This is a genomic window from Streptomyces sp. JLBJ103 (assembly GCF_058215575.1).
Genome location: NZ_CM177089.1, coordinates 7,814,092 through 7,835,874, shown reverse-complemented (window position 1 = coordinate 7,835,874; position 21,783 = coordinate 7,814,092). Strand labels below are relative to the sequence as shown.

Sequence of the window (21,783 nt, the reverse complement as noted above, 5' to 3'; positions counted from 1 at the left end):
CGCCTTGACCGACCCCCACGTTATCGATAATCGTTTTCATTGTCATCCAGACGTTCGACGACCGCCCTTCCGATTGCGAGACCATGACCCCCGCTGCCCCACGCCTCTCCCTGCTGTGCGCGTTCGTGGTGAGCGCCACCGCACTGCTCCCCGCGGACACCGGTACCGCCTCCGCACCCCGCACCTCCAACCCCGCCACCCAGCCGCTGCACTTCGCCGCCTGCCCCGACTCGGTGCCCCGCCCGCCCGCGCCCGACCAGGTCAGCTGCGGCCGACTGAGCGTTCCGCTGGACTGGGACCGGCCGCGGGGCCCACACCTGCGCATCGCCGTCTCCCGGGTGCGCGCCTCCGGAACGCCCGCCGAACGGCGTGGCATCCTCCTGGTCAACCCGGGCGGACCCGGTGGCTCCGGGCTGTCCTACGCCGTCACCAAGCGCGCCAAGCTGCCCGAGCGGGTGCGCCGCGCGTACGACGTCATCGGCTTCGACCCGCGGGGCGTCGGCCACAGCGCGCCCGCCGACTGCGGTGCCATGGGCGGTCTGTTCCACACTCCCGGCCCGGATCCCGTACCGGTCGGACGCGCCGCCGAATCAGCGCATCTCGACGGGGAGCGGCGGCTGGCGGACGACTGCGCGGCGGGCGCGGCGGACACCCTGCCGTATCTCTCCACCGAGCAGACGGCGCGTGACATGGACGCCATCCGCGTGGCCCTCGGCGAGCGGCGGACCAGCTATCTCGGGGTGTCGTACGGCAGTTGGCTCGGCGCCGCGTACGCCGCCCGGTTTCCGCGGCGGGTGGGCCGGATGGTGCTCGACAGTGTCGTCGGGCCCGAGGAGTGGTACGACTTCGATCTGCGCCAGGCCCGTGCCCTGCTGCGTCAGCGCGAGGTGTTCTTCGGCTGGGCCGGACAGCACGCGGACCGCTTCCGCCTCGGCGCCGACGCCACCGCGGTGCGCACCGCGTATCTGCGAGTGAGAGCGGGTCTCGCGGCACACCCGGTGGACGGTTTCGGGGCGGCCGAGTTCGACCGCGCCGTGTACCGCGCGCTCGGTCGCACCGAACGCTGGACGGGGCTCGCCGACGGCCTCCGCGCGTATCTGCGTGACGGGGACACGACGCCGCTGCGCCCCGCCACCGCCTTCGACAGCGAAGAGTCCCGCAACTACGAGGCCGCCAACCGCATCGTGAAGTGCGCCGACGGCCGGGCCCCCACACCCCGCCGGGTGGTGGCCGACATCCACCGGCTGCGCCGACTGGACCCGCACCCGATCCTCACCGGCATCGAGGCGTCCACCTGCGCCTACTGGCACCACCGCCCGGCGCACCGGACCCCGCTGGGCGGCCCCGGTGTCCCGCCCGTGCTGCTGATCGCCTCCGCACACGACCCCGTCACCCCGATCACGGGCGCCCATGGGCTCCAACGACGGCTTCCCGGGGCACGGCTGGTGACCTTGGATCAGGACTACTCGCACGGGGTGTTCGCCAGCCGGGGCAATGCGTGTGTCGACAACACGGCCGCCGCGTACCTGGTCGACGGGACCGTCCCGGCACGGGACACGCACTGCGCCGGCCCGGGTCTCCCCGATCCGGCACCCGTTGCCGCCCGGCACTGAACCGAGGCGCGGGCACGGCGATATGCCAAGGTGGTGGCCATGACCTCTGGCCACCACACTCCCCCACAGGCATCCCTCGCCACCTGGCCCACTCCCCTCGAACCCGCGCCACGGCTGGCCCGTGCGCTGGGACTCGGCGAGGACGACCTGTGGATCAAACGCGATGACCTCATCGGCCTCGGCGGTGGCGGCAACAAGGTGCGCAAACTGGAGTGGCTCTGTGGCGCGGCACTGGACGACGGGGCCACCGTTCTGGTGACCACCGGCGCCCCGCAGAGCAACCACGCACGGCTCACCGCCGCCGCCGGCGCCCGCCTCGGCCTGGACGTCGTACTCGTCCTCGCGGGCTCCCCCGGCTGCTCGTCGTCCGGCAATCTCGCGCTGGACGGCCTCTTCGGCGCCCGGGTGGTGTGGGCGGGCGAGGGCGACGCTGGAACACTCGCGACCACCGCCGAGCAGGTGGCCCAGCGGCTGCGCCAGGAGGGCGCCGTTCCGGCGCTCATCCCGTTCGGCGGCTCCAGCCCGCTGGGCGCCCGCGGCTACGTCGACTGCGCTCGCGAACTCCTCGTCCAGGCCCCCGAACTGACCACCGTGGTCACCGCACTCGGCTCCGGCGGCACCATGGCCGGTCTGGTCGCCGGACTCGGCCCCGACCGGGTGCTCGGCGTGCACTGCGGCGCCGTCCCCACCCCCGCGACCACCGTCTCGGCACTGGCCTCCGCCCTCACCGACACCCCCTGCCCGCCCAACGCGCTCAGGATCCGCCTCGACCAGGTCGGCGCGGGATACGGCACCCTCACCCAACCCGTCATGTCCGCCCTCACTCTCGCCGCCCGCACCGAGGGCCTTGTCCTCGACCCCATCTACACCGGCCGCGCCCTGGCGGGCCTGACCGCCGCCGTCCGGGACGGCGGCATCACCCCCGGCCGGCGCACGGTCCTCCTCCACTCAGGCGGCCTCCCCGGCCTCTTCGGCCACCCGCAGGCTCTCACCCGCGCGGAAGAGGGACTGACCAGCGGCTGACGCGGGCTCCGAACTCAGCACCGCTCGCGGCGGGATGACGTACGTACGGCGTCGCCGGTCGATGTCGTACGGCGTCGGCCGCCGGACGCAGAAGCGGCGTATTCCGCATGTCTGATTCAGGTCAAGTCGCCGGGGTGGCCGAAGGCCGGTCTAGTCTGCTGCGCGCACATAGGACTACGGAATATGCTCCTCCAGGCCCTTGGCCGCATGGACCACTCCGCGCTATGAGTCGACCACAGGGCGAAGCGACAGGCCGTGCGGGGGAGTTCGCGGGCGCGGGAGCGGTCGGCGGGGCGGGGGCGCCGTGTCCAGGGGATTCGCCGGACCCCTGTGGGCGGTGGGGCCGCTGAGCCCTGTGGGGCGGATGGGGTCGCGGACCCTACTACAACGCATCGGCCTTTTCATAGCATTACCGGATTTCACCCCCTCGTATCGAACGGTGCGTAACCTCACGGTCACTGATGTAGCGCCATCAGTGCGCGCAACGGGTACCGCAGGGAGGGGAGACCGCATGCCCGGCATCGACGAATGTCTGCTCGAGGCCATGACCGTGAACGGCGCCCGCGGAGCCGCCGTGATCGAGTGGACCAGCGGACTCGCGCTCGGGATGGTCGGGGAGGTACGCGATGACAACCCCGAGGCCACCGCGGCGGAGACGGCAGAGCTGGCCCGGATGGCCGCCGAGCAGCGGGCGTTCGCGGCGGTCGGGGCCGAGGACGCGGAGAAGGGCGGCGGCGTGGCCGGGGCGTCGTCCGTGGAGGACGTCATCGTCACCACGGGCACCTGCTATCACCTGCTGCGCTTCGTCGACACGGCCTTCGACAGCGGCGTGTTCTTCTACTTATGGCTCGACCGCCGGGAGGGGAATCTGGCGCTCGCCAGGATGCGGCTGCGCGATCTGTCCGAGCGGCTGGCCCTCATATGAACTCTGATTCGAGACCCAACAGCCGGACGGGACACGGTGGATACGGTCCCAGCCTCACCGAGCTCGCCGGGGAACGGGCCAGTGGCGCCCTGCTGTGCGACGCGGGCACCGTCTATCTGTCGGAGGGCCGGGTGGTGCACGCCGAGAGCCCGGTGGCCCCCGGTATCGACGTGCTGCTCACCACCGGTGGGCGGCTGACCGCCGACACCTGGCGGGAAGCGGTCGGCCATACGGACGGCCCCGGCGGCGTCGGCCGGTTCCTGGTCGACAGTGGTCGGCTGTCCGACGCGGAGCTGGAGATCTGCCATCTGGGAGCGCTGTTCGACGCGGCCTACTTCGCCCTGGGCACCGGCAGCGGGCCCCGCGGTTTCCAGCGCGGCGCCGCCCATTGGCTGGGCCCCGTCCGCCCGGTGGGCGCCGATGCCGTCGAGCGGGAGACCCGGCGCCGCGGCCGACTCCTTGACGACTTGTGGCCTTGCCCCCAAGTCGATACCGCCCCGGTGGTGCTCCGGCGTCCGGATCCGCGGTGCCCGGCCGTCACCCGCCGTCAGCGCGCGGTGCTGGAGCTGGCCGACGGCGTCCGGACCCCCGCCGACATCGCACGGGCCCTGGGCCGCCCCGCGTTCCACACCCTGATCGACATACGGCGGCTGGCGGCCGCCGGACATGTCGAAACCCCCCGACCCCAGGCCACCGCGCCACCAGCCCGCTCCCCCGGGCCCGGCGCGGTGGTCTGGCCCGACACCCTCCCCGACACCGTCTTCGCCGATCCCTGTGTCGATCTGCTGCGCCGGCTCCGTGACGCCTTGGAGGCAACCCTGTGATTCCCCAGACCGCCCCGGCCGTCTCTTGCGCACCGTCATGAGACGCACCTTGCGACAGCGCACGGAGAGGAAACAGCTGATGGCCGCCGAACCCGATGTGCTGGAGGAACTCCGGCGGCTACGGGCCCGGGTCGTCGATGTCACCGGCGCCCTGGCCGCCACCAGCGACGGGCTGGTCCTGGCGCATGACACGGCCACCGTCGAACCCGAGGGCGTCGCCGCGCTGACCGCCGCGGCCCTCGGAGTTTCGCAGTCCCTCGCGGACGCCACCAGCCGGGGCGCCTTCCGCGAACTGCTGGTGCGCGGCGAGGACGGCTATGTCGCCACCTACGCGGCCGGGCCCGCGGCGGTGTTGACCGTACTGGCCGGACAGCGCACCAATGTCGGCCGGCTCCATATGGAGGGCCGTCGGTCGGGCGCCCGGATCGCCGACCTGGTCGGCGGCGCCCTCGCACGGGCCGAGCACCACACATAGCCCGCCGTTCCTGCTCCGTCCCCGGGCCTCCCCGGGTCGCACCGGGCCGCTCCACGGCCCCGCCACAGCCCCGTTCACGCCACCACCCCGGCGTGAACCCACGACCGCATCACCACCATCCGGACATCACCCGATCGAAAGGAACCTTCGTCATGGCGAACACCCAGACCGCGCTCAAAGAGGCGATGACGACCATCGAGGGCAGCCTCGGCGCCGCGCTGGTCGACTACTCCAGCGGTATGGCCCTGGGCACCGTGGGCGGCGGGAAGGATCTCGACCTGACGGTGGCCGCCGCGGGCAATACCGATGTGGTGCGCGCCAAGGTGCGCACCATGGAACAGCTCGGCCTCAAGGACGGCATCGAGGACATCCTCATCACCCTCGGCACCCAGTACCACCTGATCCGGCTGCTGAAGGGGCGTGACAGCCAGGGGCTCTTCCTCTACCTGGCACTGGACAAGAACCGCGCCAATCTCGCCATGGCCCGCCACCAGCTGCGCAAGATCGAAGCGGATCTGGAGGTCTGACCCCCCGCCCCCTCCGCCCCCTCCGGTCCTCCCGTACGGCGCATCGGAAGCGGAACCGGCCGACCCGGACACGGGATTCACGCCGGTTCCGCTACGCCCCGCAGGCGTATCGTCACGGACATGACCGCACTGAGAAAGATCATCCTGTCGATGTCGGTGTCCCTCGACGGCTACTTCGAGGGGCCGAACCGCGAAATCGACTGGCACCGGGTCGACGACGAGCTGCATCGCTACTTCAATGAACACCTCGCGGCCATGGGCGCCTTCCTCAGTGGACGTGTCACCCATGAGCTGATGGCCGACTTCTGGCCGACGGCCGACGCCGACCCGTCGTGTACCGAGACCATGGCCGAGTTCGCCGCGATCTGGCGGGAGATGCCCAAGATCGTGTTCTCCCGGACCCTCACCAGCGCCGACTGGAACACCACTGTGCTCCATGAGGTCGATGTGGACACCATCATGGCGCTGAAGGCACAGCCGGGTGGCGATCTGGTGCTCAGCGGAGCCGACCTGGCCGAGACATTCCGACGGCACGACCTGATCGACGAGTACCAGATCTATGTCCATCCGGTACTGCTCGGACGGGGCAGACCCCTCTTCCGGCCCTCGGACCCCACCACCGCGCTGGAACTGGCCGGAACCCGGACCTTCGGCAATGGTGTGGTCCTGCTCCACTACCGGCGGTCCGGGTCCGCGATGCCCGGCTGAGCCTCCTACCGGCGCGAGCCCTCGTATCCGGACTACTGCTGTTCCGAGCGCTGCTTGACCACTCGGTTCAGCCGGTCCATGCGCGTGGCCAGCGTCATCCGCCCCTCCAGCCGGAAGGCCGGAGGCCGCTTGCCGTCCACGTCGTCGAAGCCGTACCGCCCGGCCAGGTCACCGGTGGCCAGCACCTGTCCAGTGTGCTCCTTGACCTCGGGGTCCGCCAGCAGCGAGACCACCGCGCGGCCGACGTACTCCGGTGTGTGCACCACCGCGGCGGGACCGCTGCCCAGGGCGTCCCAGGCCGCCTCCACCCGCTCGGTGCGGACGAAGCCGGGGTGCAGGGAGACGGCCGTGATGTCGGTCCTGCGCAGATCGGCGGCGAACCCGCGGCACATACGGTCCGAGGCCGACTTGAACACGTCGTAGCCCACCTGCCCCAGATAGATGTCCCCGTCGGAGAAGCTGATGCCCACGATCAGCCCGCGCTTCTCCGGGAGCATCAGGTGGGTGAGACGGCGGGTCACGTCGTACTGAGCCCGCAGCGACCCCTCGAACAGGTCGTAGCGCCACATGGGCTGATCCCAGTACGGGGCGTCGAAGCGCACCTCGGAGGACCGCTCGTAGCCGCCCCAGGCGTTGTTGACCAGCAGATCCAGCCGCCCGTGATCGGTGTTGATCCGCTCGAACAGCACCTCGTTGTCCGCCGGATCGCGGTGGTCGCAGCGTACGGCGATGCCCGTGCCACCGCGCCGGGTGACCTCCTCGGCGGTCTCGTCCACCGTGCCCGGCAGATCCTCGGTCCGGCTTCCGTCACGCACACTGCGGCCCGTGACGTACACGGTTGCACCCGCCGCGCCGAGCGCGGCGGCGATACCACGGCCCACGCCCCGGCTGGCGCCGGTGACCACCGCCACCGCCGTGCTGAGGTCCGGTGGGTTCCAGCCGTCGTTCACCGTTGCAGTCCTTCCGTTGTGGGGCGCGTCTCAGCTCAGGCGCGCCGTGGCGTACTCCAGGCTGCGGAGGTACGCCGCGGTGTCGGACACGTGCGGGACGCCGTAGCGCGCGCGGAGTTCGGGCATGGAGGTGGGCAGCACCCCGCCGCTGCACGCGGTGACCTCGCTGACATCGCGCAGCACGGAGAGGTACGAGCGGGTCATCGGCGGCATCCGCTCCAGCTCGGCCGAGTCCAGCGACGCGGGATCCACGATCGGCGGGGCGATGAGCTCACGGCCCCGGGCAGCCGCGTGCTTGACGACCACCTGGAGACATGCGGCCACATCCATCGCCTCGCCCCCGTAGGTCACCCAGAACTCGCCGCGGTCGTCGCCGAGTTGGACGGCCCGCAGCACCGCCTTGGACAGCAGGTCCTGCGGGACGAAGTCCATCCGGATCCCCGCGTGGGCCGGGACGAAGGGCGCCCGGCCACGGCCGATCCAGTCGGACATCAGCTGGACGATCTGGCCTTGGGAGGTCCAGCCGGTCACCGAGTCGCCGACCAGATTGGTGGGCCGGAACACGGTGTGCGCCACTCCGGACTCGCGCAGCAACTCCTCGGCCCGGTGCTTGGACGCGATGTAGTGGCGGCACACATTGCCCTCGCCGAGCGGCATCGGCGCGGTGTCGGCGAGCGCGGCTACGAAGGCCGTACTCATGAAGTGGACGACCGCTCCGGCCCGTTCGGCGAACTCGACGACCCGCCGGGTGCCGTCGATGTTGACCGGCTGGTACCGCTCGGCGGCCAGACCCCATTCCGTCAGCCCGGCGGAGTGGATGACCACATCCACCTCACCGGCCAGCGCCGTCCAGCTCTCCTCGTCCAGCCCGAAGCGCTCCGCCGTGACATCGCACGCCACCGACCGCTCGGCCTCGGGCGCGGGGGCGCTGTGGGAGGCGGCGATGATGCGCAGCCCCGCGGCCTCCCGGCCGTCCGTGGGGCTCGTGTTCTCCCGCAGCAGGGATCGGCCGACCACACCGGAGGCACCGGTGAGCAGTACGGTCCGTGGTGCGCTCATGGCCGGGCGTCCTTCCAGTCCATCAGCCGCGGTGCCATCCGGGCTCCGGCGAAGAGGAAGGGGTCGGGTGGGAACGGGGGCGGGGGCTTGCGCCGGTCGTTGTCGACCAGCAGCAGCCGTGAGTAGTCGGTGTCCTTGCCGAGCACCAGGTCGCGCAGGACCTTGCCGCCGGTGTGGGTGGCCGCGATGCCGTTGCCGCAGTAGCCGTAGCCGTAGAACACACCGTGGCCCAGCCGGCCGAAGTGCGGTGCGTAGTCGCGGACGACATCGGCGGTGCCGCCGTAGGCGTAGCTGAAGGACACGTCGTCCCATTGCGGAAAGAAGCGCTGGAACTCGTGGCGGATGGCGCGGTAGACCTCGTCGCGGTTCATGTTGCGCTGCCGCTTGTCACGGCCGTAGTAGTAGGGCGCGGGACCACCGGCGAACATGATGCGGTTGTCCTGGGTGAAACGGGCGCAGGTCAGCAGGGACTTGGCCTCCACCATGCCCTCGCGTCCGGCCCAGCGCACCCGCTCCGCCTGCCGGTCCGTCAGGGGCTCGCTCACCATCGCGTAGGTCCAGATGGGGATGACCCGGTGGCGGAACGGCCGGAACGCGTCCATGTGGACGTTGGTGGCGAGCACCACCTTGTCGGCGGTGACCCGTCCGCCCGCGGTGACGACGGTGGTCCGCACACCGGGCTCGACCCGCAGACAGGGGGTGTTGTCATGGATGACCACGCCCTTGTCCCGGACCACCCGGGCGATGCCGCGCGCCAGCCGGAACGGGTTGACGAGGGCGCCGCCGACCCGCATACCGGCCTGGACGGCGGGCGAGTCGATGATCTCCCGGGCCTGTTCCCTGGTGAGGATCTCCGGCGCGACTCCGCCGATGCGCCCGGCCAGTTCCCGGTCCTCCCGTAATCGTCTGACCTGCCCCCGGTCGGTGGCGACCATCAGGTAGTCATTGGCCTCGTATCCCGCGTCGATCTTGTTCTTCCGGGTGAACCGGCCGATTTCCAGGATGGAGCGGCCGACGGCCTGGGTGGCTTCCAGGGCCCGCTGCGCACCGAACTTCTTGACGAGCGCCTGGAGGTCCTTGCCGATGGTCGGGGTGATAAATCCATCCGCCCGCCCGGAGGCTCCGTAACCGGAATGTTTCGCTTCCACGACGTGGATGTCCAGCGCTGGTTCGGCCTCCTTGAGGAAGTAGGCCGTCCACAGTCCGGTGAATCCACCACCGACAATGCACACATCGCAGTCGACCGACTCCCGCAGCGGGGGTCCGGGTACCACGGACTCGGTGTCGTGCCAGTACACGACATGTTTCAGGTTGCTCAATGAGGGCCCCTTGACATGAACCACCAGTGATTTCCGTTCACACCGCCTCGAGAACCATTCTCGACAGCCCCAGGTGACGCTTGGCGAAGTGCTCGACCGTTGCGCCCAAGTACCGTTCGTAGTGGGTGACATTGCGCTCGCCGACACATTCCACGGCCTTCCGGCGATTCGTCCGCAGCCGGTTCAGCCACTCCTGACAGGTGCGGCTGTAGTGATCCGGGTCGTTGCGCAAGGTGACGACGTCGAAGTGTTTCTCACTGCCCTCCAGGACCTCGGAGAGCGCAGGAATCTCGGATTCCGGGAAGATCGTCTCCATGATGAACATCAAGTCACGGACCGTCCGCTTGTCCATGATCGTGTTGTTGCCCTTGATATTGGTCTGGAGCGCGAGCCGACCACCCGGGGGGAGCCAGGACCGGCACTTTTGGAAGAATTCCCGGTAGGCCGCGACCCGCTCGGCGCGGGAAAGTCCGGTACGCGCGAAGTGCTCGAAGGCACCGATGGAGATGATGGCGTCGTACCCCTCCTCCGGCTCGTGGTCCAGCCAGTTCTCCACCCGGATCTCGGTGCGGGGCAGCTCCAACCGGTTCAGATACGCCGCCTGACCGCTACTGAGCGTCAGCCCCACGGCCTGCCCGACGTCATACGTCCCGACCAGCCGCTTGAGCAGGCTGCCCCAGCCACAGCCGATATCGAGCACCCGCCGGGCACCCGGTGCGCGGGCGCCTTCGATCAGATGGTCCAGCTTCCGCCGCTGGGCGTCCTCCAGAGTGTCCCCCTCGCCCCACAGGGCGCAGGTGTAGGTCAGCTCCTCGTCCAGCCACAGCTCATAGAAATCGTTGGAGACGTCGTAGTGGTGCCTGATGGATTCCGCGGTGGCACCTTGATAGCCGACCGTCACTGGGCGCTCGCCTTGGTGGCCTCGGCCAGCTTCACAAGATCACCCACGGTCTTCACGCCGGCGGCCTGACTCGGGTCGAATTCGATGCCCGCGTCGTCCTCGATGGTGTAGACGATGTCGGCGATCTGGAGACTCGACAGACCGACCTCCTCGAAGGCGGTATCGGCGTTGAGCGTGAACGAACCCGCCTTGCTGCCGAGCTTCTTGGCTATGAGACCGCAGACGTCCTCGACGGTAATCACGAGCTTCACCTCTCCTGGATTGGTTACGCGACCGTAAACCGGTCCGAAACTGGATGCTCATGGTGCGGGAACGCGGGCACGGCTGCGCGGAACCACTCCCGGCACTCGCGATGAACGGCGCAGAAACCAACCCGAGCTGTCCCCCGTCGAACTCGGTTGCCATCTTGCCCGACCGACAAGGTCATCGCCAGAGTGTCTCCGCCAACTTCCCACCGTGCCGTAGAGTTTCGGACCATGAAAGAGTGTGAACCGAGGCCGCGGTTTCAGGATCGCCCCCATCACAACCGCTGAAGCACGTGCGGCCATGCGTGTCGCGGAAAATGGCAAGGACCTGCCACAGAGCACCTCCGGAAAATTGGCAACGTCCTGCCACCGGGTGGGGGGTTGAACTCCTTTGCCGGGGTACCAAAAAATGGCATGTGGACCATCGCCACCCCGAGCACCAGTTCGGCCCACGGGTGGATGGCCAAGCCGCTGTGACGATCAGAGGTGACATGCCTGATCAATTAGGGGAGCACGGAGATACGTCGGCCTCGTCGACGTCCGGCTTATCCACCGGCGAAGAAGGCGACGGCGGCCGGGCGACCGGATCAGCCGGCCAAGCGAGACGACGGGGGACAACCCATGCAATTGTGGAACGCCCTGACCAACCGCTCGTCGGGCGGCACCCTGCACGCCTGGTCCGGTGAGGAATTCGAGCACACACCATGGCGCGAGGTGGTCGCCGACGCCCAGGGTATGGCCGCGCGGCTGCGCGGCCACGGAGTGCGGCCCGGCACCCGGGTGGCCACCGTCCTGACCAACACCCCGGAGACGGTCCGCGGACTGCTCGCCATCTGGCTGGCGGGCGGCGCGGTGGCCTCGCTGCCACTGCCCACCCGCGGCCAGAGCCCGGAGGAGTACCGGCGCCAATTCACCGCCGTCGCCGCGCGCCTGGACCCGACGCTGCTACTGGTGGACGACTGGCTGACGTCCCTGGTGCCCGAGGAGCTGACCGCCCAGCTGCCGGTGGCCGGGTGGGCGTCCCTGCGCGGCTCCGGGACCATCGAGCCCAGTCCGCCGGGGCCGGACGACATCGCCTTCATCCAGTACTCCTCGGGCAGCACCAGCACCCCCAAGGGATGTGCGCTCACCACCCGCGCCATCGAGGAGCAGATGAAGATCATCCTTGCTCTGACCGGTGGTCGGCCCGCCCATGACACCGTGGTGTCCTGGCTGCCGCTCTCGCACGACATGGGGATGTTCGGCTGTCTGCTCTACGCCTGGGCGTACGACTTCCACTTCGTGCTGTCCACGCCCGAGCGCTTCGCGATGGCGCCCCGCAGCTGGTTCCGTGACATGTCCGAGTACGAGGCCACCATGACCGCCGGTACCAGCACCGCGGTGTATCTCGCCGCCCGCGCCCAGGGACGCGCGGAACTCCCCAAGGAGTTGCGGCTGCGCGCCGCGGTGATCGGGGCCGAGCGCGTGGACTGGGACACTCTGTCCACGGCCACCGGGAAGTTCGGGCGGTTCGGACTGTCCGATACCGCCTTCCAGCCCGCCTACGGTATGGCCGAGGCCACCCTCGCGGTGACCGGCAAGCCATGGGCCGACGCCCCGTCCTCGCTGGTCTTCGACGGTGCGGCGCTGCTGGACCGGAAGGCGGTGGAGGTGTCCGCCGACCACCCCCGGGCCACCCGGCTGGTCTCCAACGGAGTGGCGCTCCCCGGGGTCGAGGTGGTGGCCGGGTCCTCGGGCGAGGTGGCCGAGATCGAGGTCGGCTCACCGAGCCTGGCCCAGGGGTACTACGCCGATGCCGAGCGTACCGCCGACCGTTTTGTGAACGGCCGGCTGCGCACCGGCGACCTGGGCTTCGTCCATGACGGCGAGCTGTATGTGATGGGGCGCGTCGACGACATGCTCTCCGTCGGCGGACGGAAGATCTACGCCGCCGAGATCGAGTCGGCCGTGGACTCCTTCCCCCAGGTGCGCAAGGGGTGTGCGGCGGTGGTGGACATCGGCGCCTCCGGGGAGCTGCCCCGGCTGGTACTGATGCTGGAACCCCAGGGCAGGCCGCGGGACTTCCGGCCGATCGCGGACCAGGCGGCGGCCGTGGCACGGGAGAAGTGCGGTGTCGCGCTGTCGGAGTGTGTGTTCCTGCCGCGTGGCACCCTGCCGAAGACCCCGAGCGGAAAGATCCAGCGATTCCGCTGCCGGGCGATGCTGGACGAGGACCGGCTCGAGCCGCTGGCCCGTGTGGCGTTCGCCTGACGGGGAGGACATCTGTGACCGCCACACCAACGGCCCTTCCCCCGGCGGGGGTTCGGGCGACCGCGGGCAGCTCCGCCCCTTCGTCCCGGAGGCATCGCGTATGAAGGCGCGGATCACACCGTCCATGGGCGCACCGCACGCCCGTATCCTCGGCGTGGGCGCGTACCGGCCCCGCCATGCGATGACCAATGAGGAACTGTGCCACCGGGTGGACTCCTCCGACGAGTGGATCCGCACCCGCACCGGGATCACCGCCCGCCGCTGGGCGGGGCACGACGAGTCCATCGCCGACATGGCGGTGCCCGCCGCGGGGAAAGCGCTGGCCGCCGCGGGCGTCCCGGCCGACACCCTGGACTGTGTCATCGTGGCCACCTTCACCCATCTGCGGCAGACGCCCGCGGTGGCGGCCGAGGTGGCTCACCGGCTGGGGACCCACGCCGCCGCCTTCGATGTGTCCGCCGGGTGTGCCGGGTTTGTGCACGGTCTCTCGCTGGCCGCGGACGCGGTGCGCTCCCGGGGCGGCCATGTGCTGGTGATCGGGGCCGAGCGGATGACCGATCTGCTGGATCTGGAGGACCGCTCGACGGCGGTCATCTTCGGCGACGGCGCGGGCGCGGTGGTGGTCGGACCGTCGCGGACACCCGCGATCGGGCCGACCGTCTGGGGCGCCGACGGCTCCCAGGCGGAGGCGATCTCGCAGACCGTGCCGTGGGACGCGTTGCGCGGCAACCGCGATCAGCGGTGGCCCGCCCTCCAGCAGCAGGGTCAGAAGGTGTTCCGCTGGGCGGTCTACGAGGTGTCGAAGGTGGCGGAGCGGGCCCTCGCCGCCGCCGGGGTCTCCCCCGCCGATCTCGACGCGTTCATTCCGCACCAGGCCAATACGCGGATCATCGACGCGATGGCCAAGCGGCTGGGGCTGCCTGAGTCCACCGTCATCGCCCGGGACATCGTGACCACCGGAAACACCTCGGGCGCCTCGATCCCGCTGGCGATGGAGGCGCTGATGTCCTCCGACGCGACCAGCCCCGGTGATCTGGCGCTGCTGGTCGGCTACGGCGCCGGGCTGTCGTACGCGGCTACCGTGGTCGCACTGCCCTGACGGCGCGGCGCGAGCCGTCTCCGCACCACGCGCGAGGGGGCGGGGCCCATGCTGGGTCCGCCCCCTCGGATACGTCGGCCCGCCCGGTCAGCCGGTGGCGCGGGAACGGTCGGCACGCTTCAGCAGAAAGGGCACGGCCATCTGGTGGATCGGTCGGGCCATACCCCAGACGGCGCGTCCGATTCCCTTGTTGAAGCGCACAAAGGTCACCCAGACAACATCCCCGTCGTTCACCATGACAATGTTGTAGGTGGCGACGATCCCGGAATGGGCTTCGACGGTCATGGTCGCGTCGTCGGAATCCGTGATGTGCCAGCCCAGGACATGCCGCGGTGACGCGGTCTTCGGCCCCATCCGTAAGCCGAGCACCTTGGTCCAGCCGAACCGGAGAAACCACCGCAGGACGCCGGGGGCGTCCTCGAAGGTGGCTCGGGCCCATTGTTCCGGGGTCAGCTTCCGGGCGCCCTCGACGGGCAATTGATACGCCGACTCGTAATGGAATCCGGTGAATTTCTGCCCGTCCTGAAGTGCTTGTGGAACGTCAACACGCTGTGCGCGCGCAGTGGCCATGGAAGAGGGCTCCTTGGGAATCGCTGGCGGAGACTTACGGCCTGACGGCCCCATGATGGCGTCGCATTTTACCCGCCGCTGACGAACAGTCGGAAGATGGCGCTTCGATATCCCCCGCTTCCTGCTCGATCTCGCCGTGGAACACATCAGCCGACCGGATTCCTCCGGCCGGCTGACGGCTGCGCCCGATCACCGAATGGTTCCCGGCACGATGTGCTCAGGCACTCGCCCGCGGGGTCTCGGTGTCGTCCCGCTTGGCGGCCAGTTCACACACCAGGTCCACCACATCCCCGACGGTGCGGACCCAGGAGAGCTGCTCCCGCTCCACATGCTGGCCGAGTTCGCGCTCCAGCACGGTGATGAGGTCGACATAGTCCATCGAGTCCATGCCGAGGTCTTCCCGGAGATTGGTGCGCGGATCCTCCACGTCCTCTCTCGGCATCACCACGGCCTCGGCCAGTAGCGTGATCACCCGCTCCTCGAGCTGGGCGCGCTCCATATCCGCTCCTTCGGTCGATGTCCCGATGCCGGTCCCGGTCACGGCGTCGGCGCCTGCGTCGAGATCGGCACTCCGGCCATGGCCAGCGCCTTCGGGGACAGCTCATCGCGCTGCCAGCCCAGTGAGGAGAACCGGCTCAGCCCGTCGCCCTCGTTGTTGTGTCCCACCAGCACCGAGTACAGGTTGATGGTCCCGGGCTCCTGGAGCTGCTCGGCGAAGGGCACATCGTCGAATCCGGCGATCCGGCGATGGCGGACCGTCAGCCCGCCGTACTGCCGCTCGTAGCCCTTCGGCGTGAAGGTCAGCACCCCGGTCTGGCCGCTGACCGCGGAGGGCTTGACGCTCTCCCGGTAGGTGCGGATCACGGAGTGGCTGCCGTTGACGAACCGGAAGATGCTGAGGTTCCGGCGGAACGGCTCACGGTCGACCGCGATCTGCTGGACGAGAGTGGGCACGATGTCCGGGGTCATGGCGGCGGCGCCGTCGCCCGTGAAAGAGATGACGTTCTCCTCGCGCCGGGTGAGGATGCCGGGCAGGGCCATCAGACCGTCGCCCATCAGCCCCCGGCCGTACCAGCCGGAGACGCAGGGGCCGGTACGCGGCAGGCTGTTGACCGCGGACAGTCCGGCGCGCCCGATGTCGTAGACGCCGACGTAGGCGTAGTCGTGCTCATGGATGATGCCGTCCAGGACACCGCGCAGCCGCCGGAAGAAGTAGTTGGTGGTCATGGGCAGCACCGGCAGCAGGCTGATCACATCGCCGTCGGAGTCGGTGGTGGAGGCCATGGCGTCCCGCCGGTAGGCCAGCACCTCCGGGTCCACGTCGAGCCGGTCCAGCAGGGTGCGCAGCACACCCTCGATGTCGGCCACGATGCCCAGTCCGGTGAACGGCGCCCGGTCGATCTCCCGCTCGGTGATCTGGATCGGGGCCAGCTGCCGCAGATGGGACTCGGAGAACGGGGTGTCGATCTGCGGGATCTGGGTGCCGAGGAACATCACCGACTGCTCGTCGCCGGGGCGGAGCCGCCCGTCGCGGTACAGGTACTCGTAGACGCGTGATGAGTAGCCGTACATGCTCAGCGTGCCGATGAACTCCTCGACCGTGCGCCCCTGGTGGTAGCGGGACACGGTGCCGGGCTGTGCCACCGAGTCGGCCAGGCCGATGCCCGCCTTGTGCGCCAGTTCGTACAGCAGCTCCTTGGCGGTGTCGCCGAGCGGTCCGACCTGGCAGAGCAGCCTGCGCCGCTCGGAGTTGAGCAGCTGGGACAGCCGGTCGACCTCGGGGGTGCGGACGGCTTCCATCGTGGGTGCCGCCGTGGCCCCCGCCCCCGGCCGCTCGTCGAGGTCGAGGGTGGTCTGGAGGACGTCGCGAGGGGCGATCACCATGACCGGGCCCCGGTCGGCCGAGTACGCCTCGAACGCCTCGGCGAGGCCGCGGGGGATGTCGTCGGACCGCGGGATGTGGACCACCGGGAAGCCGCGGGCCAGCAGCGACGGCAGGCTGTCCTCGGTGCGGTGGATGGTGCCCTGGAACGGGTGCCACTGGTCGGCGCGGGAGTCGCAGCAGACGATGAAGCCCTTGGTGCGGACGGCCACGTGGTTGGCGAGCGTGCCGCGGAACTCCTCGTGCATACCACTGGTGGCGACGATGGCGAACGGGGCGCCGTCGAGGGTGTACCGGGCCAGCGCGGAGCAGGCGAGGCTGTGCTCGCTGGGGCCACGGACGATCGGATTCCCGCCCGCCACGGCGCGCTGCTCGATGTCGTCGATGAAGGTGGCGACGCCGGAGCCGGTGTAGTAGTGCAGCCCCCACTCGGATCCGGCCCGCTCGGTCAGGAAGTCGGCGATCGCGTCGGCGATGGTGCTCGGCTTCATCGCGGGCCGCAGCCGGCTGTTGCTCTGTAGCTGTACGGAGTCGACGAACGCGCAGGCGATGTCAGCGGGGACGACCCAATCCTCGGTGGGCTTCCAGCGCGGAGTGAAGTGCTCCACCGAGTAGAAGTTCTCGATGTCGGCATCGGTGTAGACATGCACCGTGTAGGGGCTCGGTTCGAACTCGACCGTTCCGCCCAGCTCTTGGGAGAGCGTGCCCAGCCGCTCGTTGAGGTCGTCGGGCGAGGTCATGCGGTAGCGGTGGTCCGCGTGGTCCAGGACCAGCAGGCTGAGGACGGTCTTCTGGTCCTGTGCCGCCTTGATGACCGCGTCCCGGACGGCGTCGAGCGAATTTACGGTCAGCAGGGTGAAGCGGTCCTCGGGCGCGACGAGGTCAAGGAACCGCAAACCCCGCTTGACCACTTCACGGTATTCGTCATTCGCCGGATTTCCGGTCGGTGAAACGTCGATGTCGACATCACGTGCTCCGGCCAGATCGGAAAGCGCGCGGCCCGCCGCCGGGCCCATCACCTCGCTATCGGTGACGACAACCACCAGCCGGCGGAAGGGACTGATATGAGCCATCTCGGGCATCTGGAACATCCCAACAGTAGGCGTGATCAGGACTGACCAAGGTCGGAGAGTGGTTCTGACGTTCCGTCGCCCTCGATCCGACATCGTGCGACTATCCCAATTTCGATCCTGGCAGTCCTCTGTACTCGGTGTCAACGCATTGCGGATACAGGCTTTTTCAGGGGATCAGCCGGACTACGGCGGACCAGAGAGAACGGCCGGGGCGGCGCGGATTCCCCTTGGGCAGCCGGGCCACGATGCGCATCGCGGGCGACAGCCGATTCCAATGGGCGGCCGCGGGCAACTGTGAAGCGAAGCGATCGACGGTCCAGCCCGCCCGTTCGAAGAACGCAATCCCGTTCTCCGGCCCGAAGATGACCGGCGCATTATTCCTTCTGCCGGGCTTGCTGGACATCTTGAGGATGGTGGGTCCGATGATGTCCGCGACCCACCAGGCGATGTCGGGCCTTTTCAGCTCCGTGGTGAGCTCACGCACCTCGGACTCCGGTAGATACAGCAGAAGTCCCTCGGTGATGACGAGTGTCTTCGTGGCCCCCTTGACCGCGTCGGTCAGACAGCCACGGCGCGCCACCGCGTCGGTGAGATCGAGCGGCACCCGGGAGAGTTTGCAGCGCGGGGACTCATCGGCGAGGACGCGGTTCTTCTCCTCGACGATCCCCGGGAGGTCCACCTCGATCCACTCCAGCGACGGCGGCAGCTCCAGCCGGTACGGTCGGGTGTCCAGACCGGCGGCGAGGTTGATGACCCGATCGCACCCCTCGGCGAGGGACCGCTCGACGAGGTCGTCGATCAGCTTGGTGCGCGCGATGAAGAACCAGCCGTTGCCGAACGACCGTTTGGCCGCCTCGGCGATGATCCTGCCGCGCTCGCCCGCCAGCCCGGCCGCCAGTGGATCGTGGAACAGGGCGTCCGGACGGGCGGATTCCTGTGCCCGGTACTCCGCGACCCAGCGCGCGGTGTCGGAGACGTGGTGGAACACCGTTTTGGCCATGGGCTCTCCCCTTGTGCTGCGTGTGCTGCCGGCACCGCGATGGTGACGGGTGGGTCCGCCGCGTTGCGCGGGCCGCCGGTCAGGGTGTGGACATCCGGGCGAACCAGTCCCCGACCACCCGGGCGGTGGTCGCGGCCTTGTCCTCCAGGATCGAGAAGTGGTCCGCCAGGACGGATTCGCTGGTGTCCGCCGTCTTCCAGACCGGGTCGACGGGCAGGTTCAGCGGGGTGTCAGCGGCCACCGCCCGCACCGCGAGGGTCGGGACCTCGCAGCCGCCCGGAGTCCACTCGTCGTACAGCCGCAGATAGGCCCCCATCGCCATCAGGTTGTTGTCGTTGACCACCAGACCGGTCGGATCCCGGTCGAGGATCTCGCTCATCGCCCAGACGAAAAGGGCCTCACGTTCGCTGCGGACGTCGATGTCATAGGTGTCGATCATGACAACACCCCGGGCGGTACGGCCGGTGCGCCGCAGGCGTTCCGCGATGGCCTGGGCGACCAGCCCGCCGACGGAGTGGCCCACCAGGAAGAAGGGCTCGTCCCCGGCGGCCGCCAGGGTGGCGTCCGCCATCGCCTCGATCGCCACCGTCCAGGAGGCGGGCAGCAGCCGGGACTTGCCGAACCCCGGCATGACCAGCGCCGAGGTCCGCAGCCGCGGGGTGAACTCCGATGCCAGCCGGGCGAATTGGTGCGGCCCTGAACCGGCCAGGAAGGACGGTACACAGATCACCGCGGGCGAGGCCGCGCCCTCGGCGGCGAGCACCGAGCCCGGTGCACCGCCCAGCTCCGCCGTCGAGGAGAACGACGGCCGGAACCGCGAGGCGGCCATCACCATCGGCACGGCCTCGGGGATGGCGTTCTCGACATGGGCGCGGCGCAGCAGCACAGTGAAGGTGCCACGGCTGTCCTCGGCCGGGGACGTGGCAGGACGTTCCGGCGGGGGTGCCGCGGGGACGTCCTTGGTCTCGCCCAGCCAGTACCGCTGGCGCTGGAAGGGGTAGGTCGGCAGCTCGACGGTCCGGGCGTCGCGCCCGGCGAACGAGGGCGACCAGTCGACCCGTACGCCTCCCACGAACGCCTGGGCCAGTGTGTGCAGAAAGCCGGCCAGGCCGTCGGGGGCTCCCGGCGGCGGTTCGATGATCATGAATTCGGCGGGGTCGCCACCCACCGCGGTCACGGCGCCGGTCAGGGAGGCGGTGAGCGTCGGCTGCGGGCTGATCTCCACGAAGGCGCGGAAGCCCTGTTCGATGTGGGTGCGGAGGGTCTCCCGCAGGGTGTCCGCCGCGCCGGTGGCGGACACGGTGGCCACGGTGTGCGCCGCGTCCTCGAGGGTGCGCCGTCCGTCGATCACCTCGGTGGCGAGTGCGGCGCCGGGCTCACCCACCACGGCGTCGGGCTCCACACCGTACGCGCGCCACAGCGCGGCCAGTGACACCTGGACGGCGAAGAAGGCGGGGCCGAACACACCGGAGTCGTCGAGTGCGGGTGCGCCCTGGGCGCCGTTGACCACGTCGAGCAGATTCCAGCCGGTGTGCGGGGCGAGCGCCTGAGCGCACTCCTCCATCCGCGCGGCGAACACCGGTGCGCTGGTGAGGAGTTGGCGGGCGGGCTCAAGGGACTGCTTGTCGGGGGCCGGGACCACGAACGCCACACTTCCCGTGCGTACCCCGGAGCTGAGCAGCACCCCGGGGACCGTGTCCCCACTGATCACCTGGTCCAGGCCGGCCATCAGCTCGTCCCGGTCGCGCCCCACCACGACCGCGCGGTGCGAGAGCTGGGCACGGCCGGTGGCCAGGGAGTGACCGATGTCCACGGGGTCGAGTCCGGGGTGGGCGGTCAGCCACTCCCGCAACCGGCTTGCCTGTGCGGTGAGTCCGGACGGCATCCTGCCCGACACCGCCCACACCACCGGCTCACCGGGAGCGACGGCGGGCCGGTCGCGGGTGGGTGCCGGGTCGGCGGGCGGCTCCTCGACGATGATGTGGGCGTTGGTGCCGCTGGCGCCGAAGCTGGACACCCCGGCCCGGCGCGGCCGTTCGGCGCGGGGCCACGGACGCGCCGAGGTCAGTAGTTCCACGGCGCCGGAGGACCAGTCCACCTTGGTCGTGGGCTCGTCCGCGTGCAGGGTGGCCGGAAGGGTCCCGGCCCGCATCGCCGTGATCATCTTGATGAGGCCGCCGACGCCCGCGGCGGCCTGGGTGTGGCCGATGTTCGACTTCAGCGACCCCAGCCACAGCGGCCGGTCCGCCGGGCGGTCCTGGCCGTAGGTGGCGAGCAGCGCCTGCGCCTCGATGGGATCGCCGAGCACGGTGGCGGTGCCATGTGCCTCGACCGCGTCCACCTCGGCCGGTGACAGCCCGGCGTCGGCGAGTGCCGCCCGGATCACCCGCTCCTGCGAGGGGCCGTTGGGGGCCGTCATACCGTTGCTGGCGCCGTCCTGGTTGACCGCGGAGCCGCGTAACACCGCGTGGACCGGGTGGCCGTTGCGCTGTGCGTCCGAGAGCCGCTCCAGCAGGAGCACCCCCATGCCCTCGGCCCAACCGGTGCCGTCAGCCGAGGCCGAGAAGGACCGGCAGCGGCCGTCCGGCGACAGCGCCCGCTGCCGGGAGAACTCCACGAAGACACCCGGTGTGGCCAGTACGGTCACCCCGCCGGCCAAAGCCATCGAGCATTCGCCGCGGCGCAGCGACTGCATCGCCAGATGGGTGGCCACCAGCGAGGACGAACACGCGGTGTCCACGGTCATGGCGGGGCCCTCGAAGCCGAAGGTGTACGCCACCCGGCCGGAGACGAAGCTGCCCAGGTTGCCCAGCCCCCAGCGGCCGCCGACCTGGTCGTCGCGCTGACGCGCCAGCCAGGCGTAGTCCTGGAACATGGCCCCGGCGAACACTCCGGTACGGGTCCCGCGCATCGCGTCCGGGGCGATACCCGCGTCCTCGAACACCTCCCACACGCCTTCGAGCAGCAGCCGCTGCTGCGGGTCCATGGCGAGGGCGTCACGGCGGCTGATGCCGAAGAACCGGGGGTCGAACCGGGTGGCGGTGGACAGGAAGCCACCGGTGCGGACATAACTGGTGCCCGGATGGCTGGGGTCGGGGTGGTAGATGGCGTCCAGGTCCCAGCCGCGGTCGTCGGGGAAGCCGGAGATCGCCTCCCGTCCGTCCGCCACCAGTTCCCACAGGTCCGCCCGGGACATCACATCGCCGGGGTAACGGCAGGCCAGGCCGACGACCGCGATCGGCTCCCGGGCGCGTTCGTTCTCCTGCCGCAGCCGCACGTTGTCCTTCATGGCCGCGCGCAGTGCTTCTACGACATCCTCGTTGTCGACGGGCATAGGTGG

19 protein-coding genes are annotated in these 21,783 nt (G+C 69.9%); 9 read left to right on the top strand and 10 right to left on the bottom strand.

The genetic code is table 11. The annotated features are described in order from the left end of the window. The first annotated feature begins 83 nt into the window (after window positions 1-83). From AC4BEG_RS33500 to AC4BEG_RS33470, 7 genes are all read left to right on the top strand, one after another. Window positions 84-1,613 carry an alpha/beta hydrolase gene (locus AC4BEG_RS33500; protein WP_490703419.1) on the top strand — a complete coding sequence of 510 codons (1,530 nt, stop codon included), beginning with the start codon at window positions 84-86 and terminating at the stop codon, window positions 1,611-1,613. Between the two features lie 39 nt (window positions 1,614-1,652). After that, window positions 1,653-2,636, top strand: a complete 984-nt coding sequence (locus tag AC4BEG_RS33495) for a D-cysteine desulfhydrase family protein (protein ID WP_490703418.1) — start codon at window positions 1,653-1,655, stop codon at window positions 2,634-2,636. A 511-nt stretch (window positions 2,637-3,147) separates the two neighbouring features. Further along, on the top strand, window positions 3,148-3,561 hold the full coding sequence (locus AC4BEG_RS33490) for a hypothetical protein (protein WP_490703417.1): 414 nt from the start codon (window positions 3,148-3,150) through the stop codon (window positions 3,559-3,561). Beyond that, a complete protein-coding gene (locus AC4BEG_RS33485) occupies window positions 3,558-4,385 on the top strand; it encodes a transcriptional regulator (protein WP_490703416.1) in 828 nt (275 codons plus the stop codon). The genes AC4BEG_RS33490 and AC4BEG_RS33485 overlap by 4 nt, the downstream gene beginning before the upstream one ends. A 79-nt stretch (window positions 4,386-4,464) precedes the next feature. Beyond that, entirely contained in the window at window positions 4,465-4,860 is a 396-nt protein-coding gene (locus AC4BEG_RS33480) for a roadblock/LC7 domain-containing protein (protein WP_490703415.1), read from the top strand. Window positions 4,861-5,012: 152 nt separating this feature from the next. Then, on the top strand, window positions 5,013-5,387 hold the full coding sequence (locus tag AC4BEG_RS33475; protein WP_201874725.1) for a hypothetical protein: 375 nt from the start codon (window positions 5,013-5,015) through the stop codon (window positions 5,385-5,387). 129 nt (window positions 5,388-5,516) lie between these two features. Continuing rightward, the gene (locus AC4BEG_RS33470; RefSeq protein ID WP_490707292.1) at window positions 5,517-6,095 is read left to right on the top strand and encodes a dihydrofolate reductase family protein; all 579 of its coding nucleotides are present in this window, start codon (window positions 5,517-5,519) and stop codon (window positions 6,093-6,095) included. Window positions 6,096-6,127: 32 nt separating this feature from the next. On the opposite strand, the gene AC4BEG_RS33465 is transcribed toward AC4BEG_RS33470, so the two are convergent. Genes AC4BEG_RS33465 through AC4BEG_RS33445 form a run of 5 tightly spaced genes read right to left on the bottom strand, consistent with a single transcriptional unit; the run spans window position 6,128 to window position 10,575 of the window. Next, entirely contained in the window at window positions 6,128-7,045 is a 918-nt protein-coding gene (locus AC4BEG_RS33465; RefSeq protein WP_490703414.1) for an SDR family NAD(P)-dependent oxidoreductase, read from the bottom strand. Window positions 7,046-7,075: 30 nt separating this feature from the next. After that, complete coding sequence (locus AC4BEG_RS33460; RefSeq protein WP_490703413.1) at window positions 7,076-8,104, bottom strand: SDR family oxidoreductase; 1,029 nt, start codon at window positions 8,102-8,104, stop codon at window positions 7,076-7,078. Beyond that, window positions 8,101-9,423 carry an NAD(P)/FAD-dependent oxidoreductase gene (locus AC4BEG_RS33455; protein ID WP_490703412.1) on the bottom strand — a complete coding sequence of 441 codons (1,323 nt, stop codon included), beginning with the start codon at window positions 9,421-9,423 and terminating at the stop codon, window positions 8,101-8,103. Before AC4BEG_RS33455 ends, AC4BEG_RS33460 begins: the two co-directional genes overlap by 4 nt. 37 nt (window positions 9,424-9,460) lie before the next feature. Then, window positions 9,461-10,324 (bottom strand): class I SAM-dependent methyltransferase, encoded by an 864-nt coding sequence (locus tag AC4BEG_RS33450; RefSeq protein ID WP_490703411.1) that lies wholly within the window; start codon window positions 10,322-10,324, stop codon window positions 9,461-9,463. Beyond that, the gene (locus AC4BEG_RS33445) at window positions 10,321-10,575 is read right to left on the bottom strand and encodes an acyl carrier protein (RefSeq protein ID WP_307821695.1); all 255 of its coding nucleotides are present in this window, start codon (window positions 10,573-10,575) and stop codon (window positions 10,321-10,323) included. Before AC4BEG_RS33445 ends, AC4BEG_RS33450 begins: the two co-directional genes overlap by 4 nt. Window positions 10,576-11,190: 615 nt before the next feature. On the opposite strand from AC4BEG_RS33445, the gene AC4BEG_RS33440 reads away from it, so the two are divergent. Together AC4BEG_RS33440 and AC4BEG_RS33435 are read left to right on the top strand one after the other, a co-directional pair. Further along, the gene (locus AC4BEG_RS33440) at window positions 11,191-12,819 is read left to right on the top strand and encodes an AMP-binding protein (RefSeq protein ID WP_490703410.1); all 1,629 of its coding nucleotides are present in this window, start codon (window positions 11,191-11,193) and stop codon (window positions 12,817-12,819) included. Window positions 12,820-12,919: 100 nt separating this feature from the next. After that, window positions 12,920-13,918, top strand: coding sequence for a beta-ketoacyl-ACP synthase III (locus tag AC4BEG_RS33435; RefSeq protein WP_490703409.1), 999 nt, complete (start codon window positions 12,920-12,922; stop codon window positions 13,916-13,918). Window positions 13,919-14,005: 87 nt separating this feature from the next. Here the strand turns inward: AC4BEG_RS33435 and AC4BEG_RS33430 are convergent, their stop codons facing one another. The 5 genes from AC4BEG_RS33430 to AC4BEG_RS33410 form a co-directional block, all read right to left on the bottom strand. Continuing rightward, complete coding sequence (locus AC4BEG_RS33430; protein ID WP_490703408.1) at window positions 14,006-14,488, bottom strand: DUF2867 domain-containing protein; 483 nt, start codon at window positions 14,486-14,488, stop codon at window positions 14,006-14,008. Window positions 14,489-14,705: 217 nt separating this feature from the next. After that, window positions 14,706-14,987, bottom strand: coding sequence for an acyl carrier protein (locus AC4BEG_RS33425; RefSeq protein ID WP_490703407.1), 282 nt, complete (start codon window positions 14,985-14,987; stop codon window positions 14,706-14,708). Between the two features lie 38 nt (window positions 14,988-15,025). Then, complete coding sequence (locus tag AC4BEG_RS33420) at window positions 15,026-17,443, bottom strand: hypothetical protein (RefSeq protein WP_490703406.1); 2,418 nt, start codon at window positions 17,441-17,443, stop codon at window positions 15,026-15,028. A gap of 166 nt (window positions 17,444-17,609) precedes the next feature. Further along, window positions 17,610-18,443 carry a class I SAM-dependent methyltransferase gene (locus tag AC4BEG_RS33415; protein ID WP_490703405.1) on the bottom strand — a complete coding sequence of 278 codons (834 nt, stop codon included), beginning with the start codon at window positions 18,441-18,443 and terminating at the stop codon, window positions 17,610-17,612. A 79-nt stretch (window positions 18,444-18,522) separates the two neighbouring features. Continuing rightward, window positions 18,523-21,777 carry a type I polyketide synthase gene (locus tag AC4BEG_RS33410; protein ID WP_490703404.1) on the bottom strand — a complete coding sequence of 1,085 codons (3,255 nt, stop codon included), beginning with the start codon at window positions 21,775-21,777 and terminating at the stop codon, window positions 18,523-18,525. Between the last annotated feature and the right edge of the window lie 6 nt (window positions 21,778-21,783).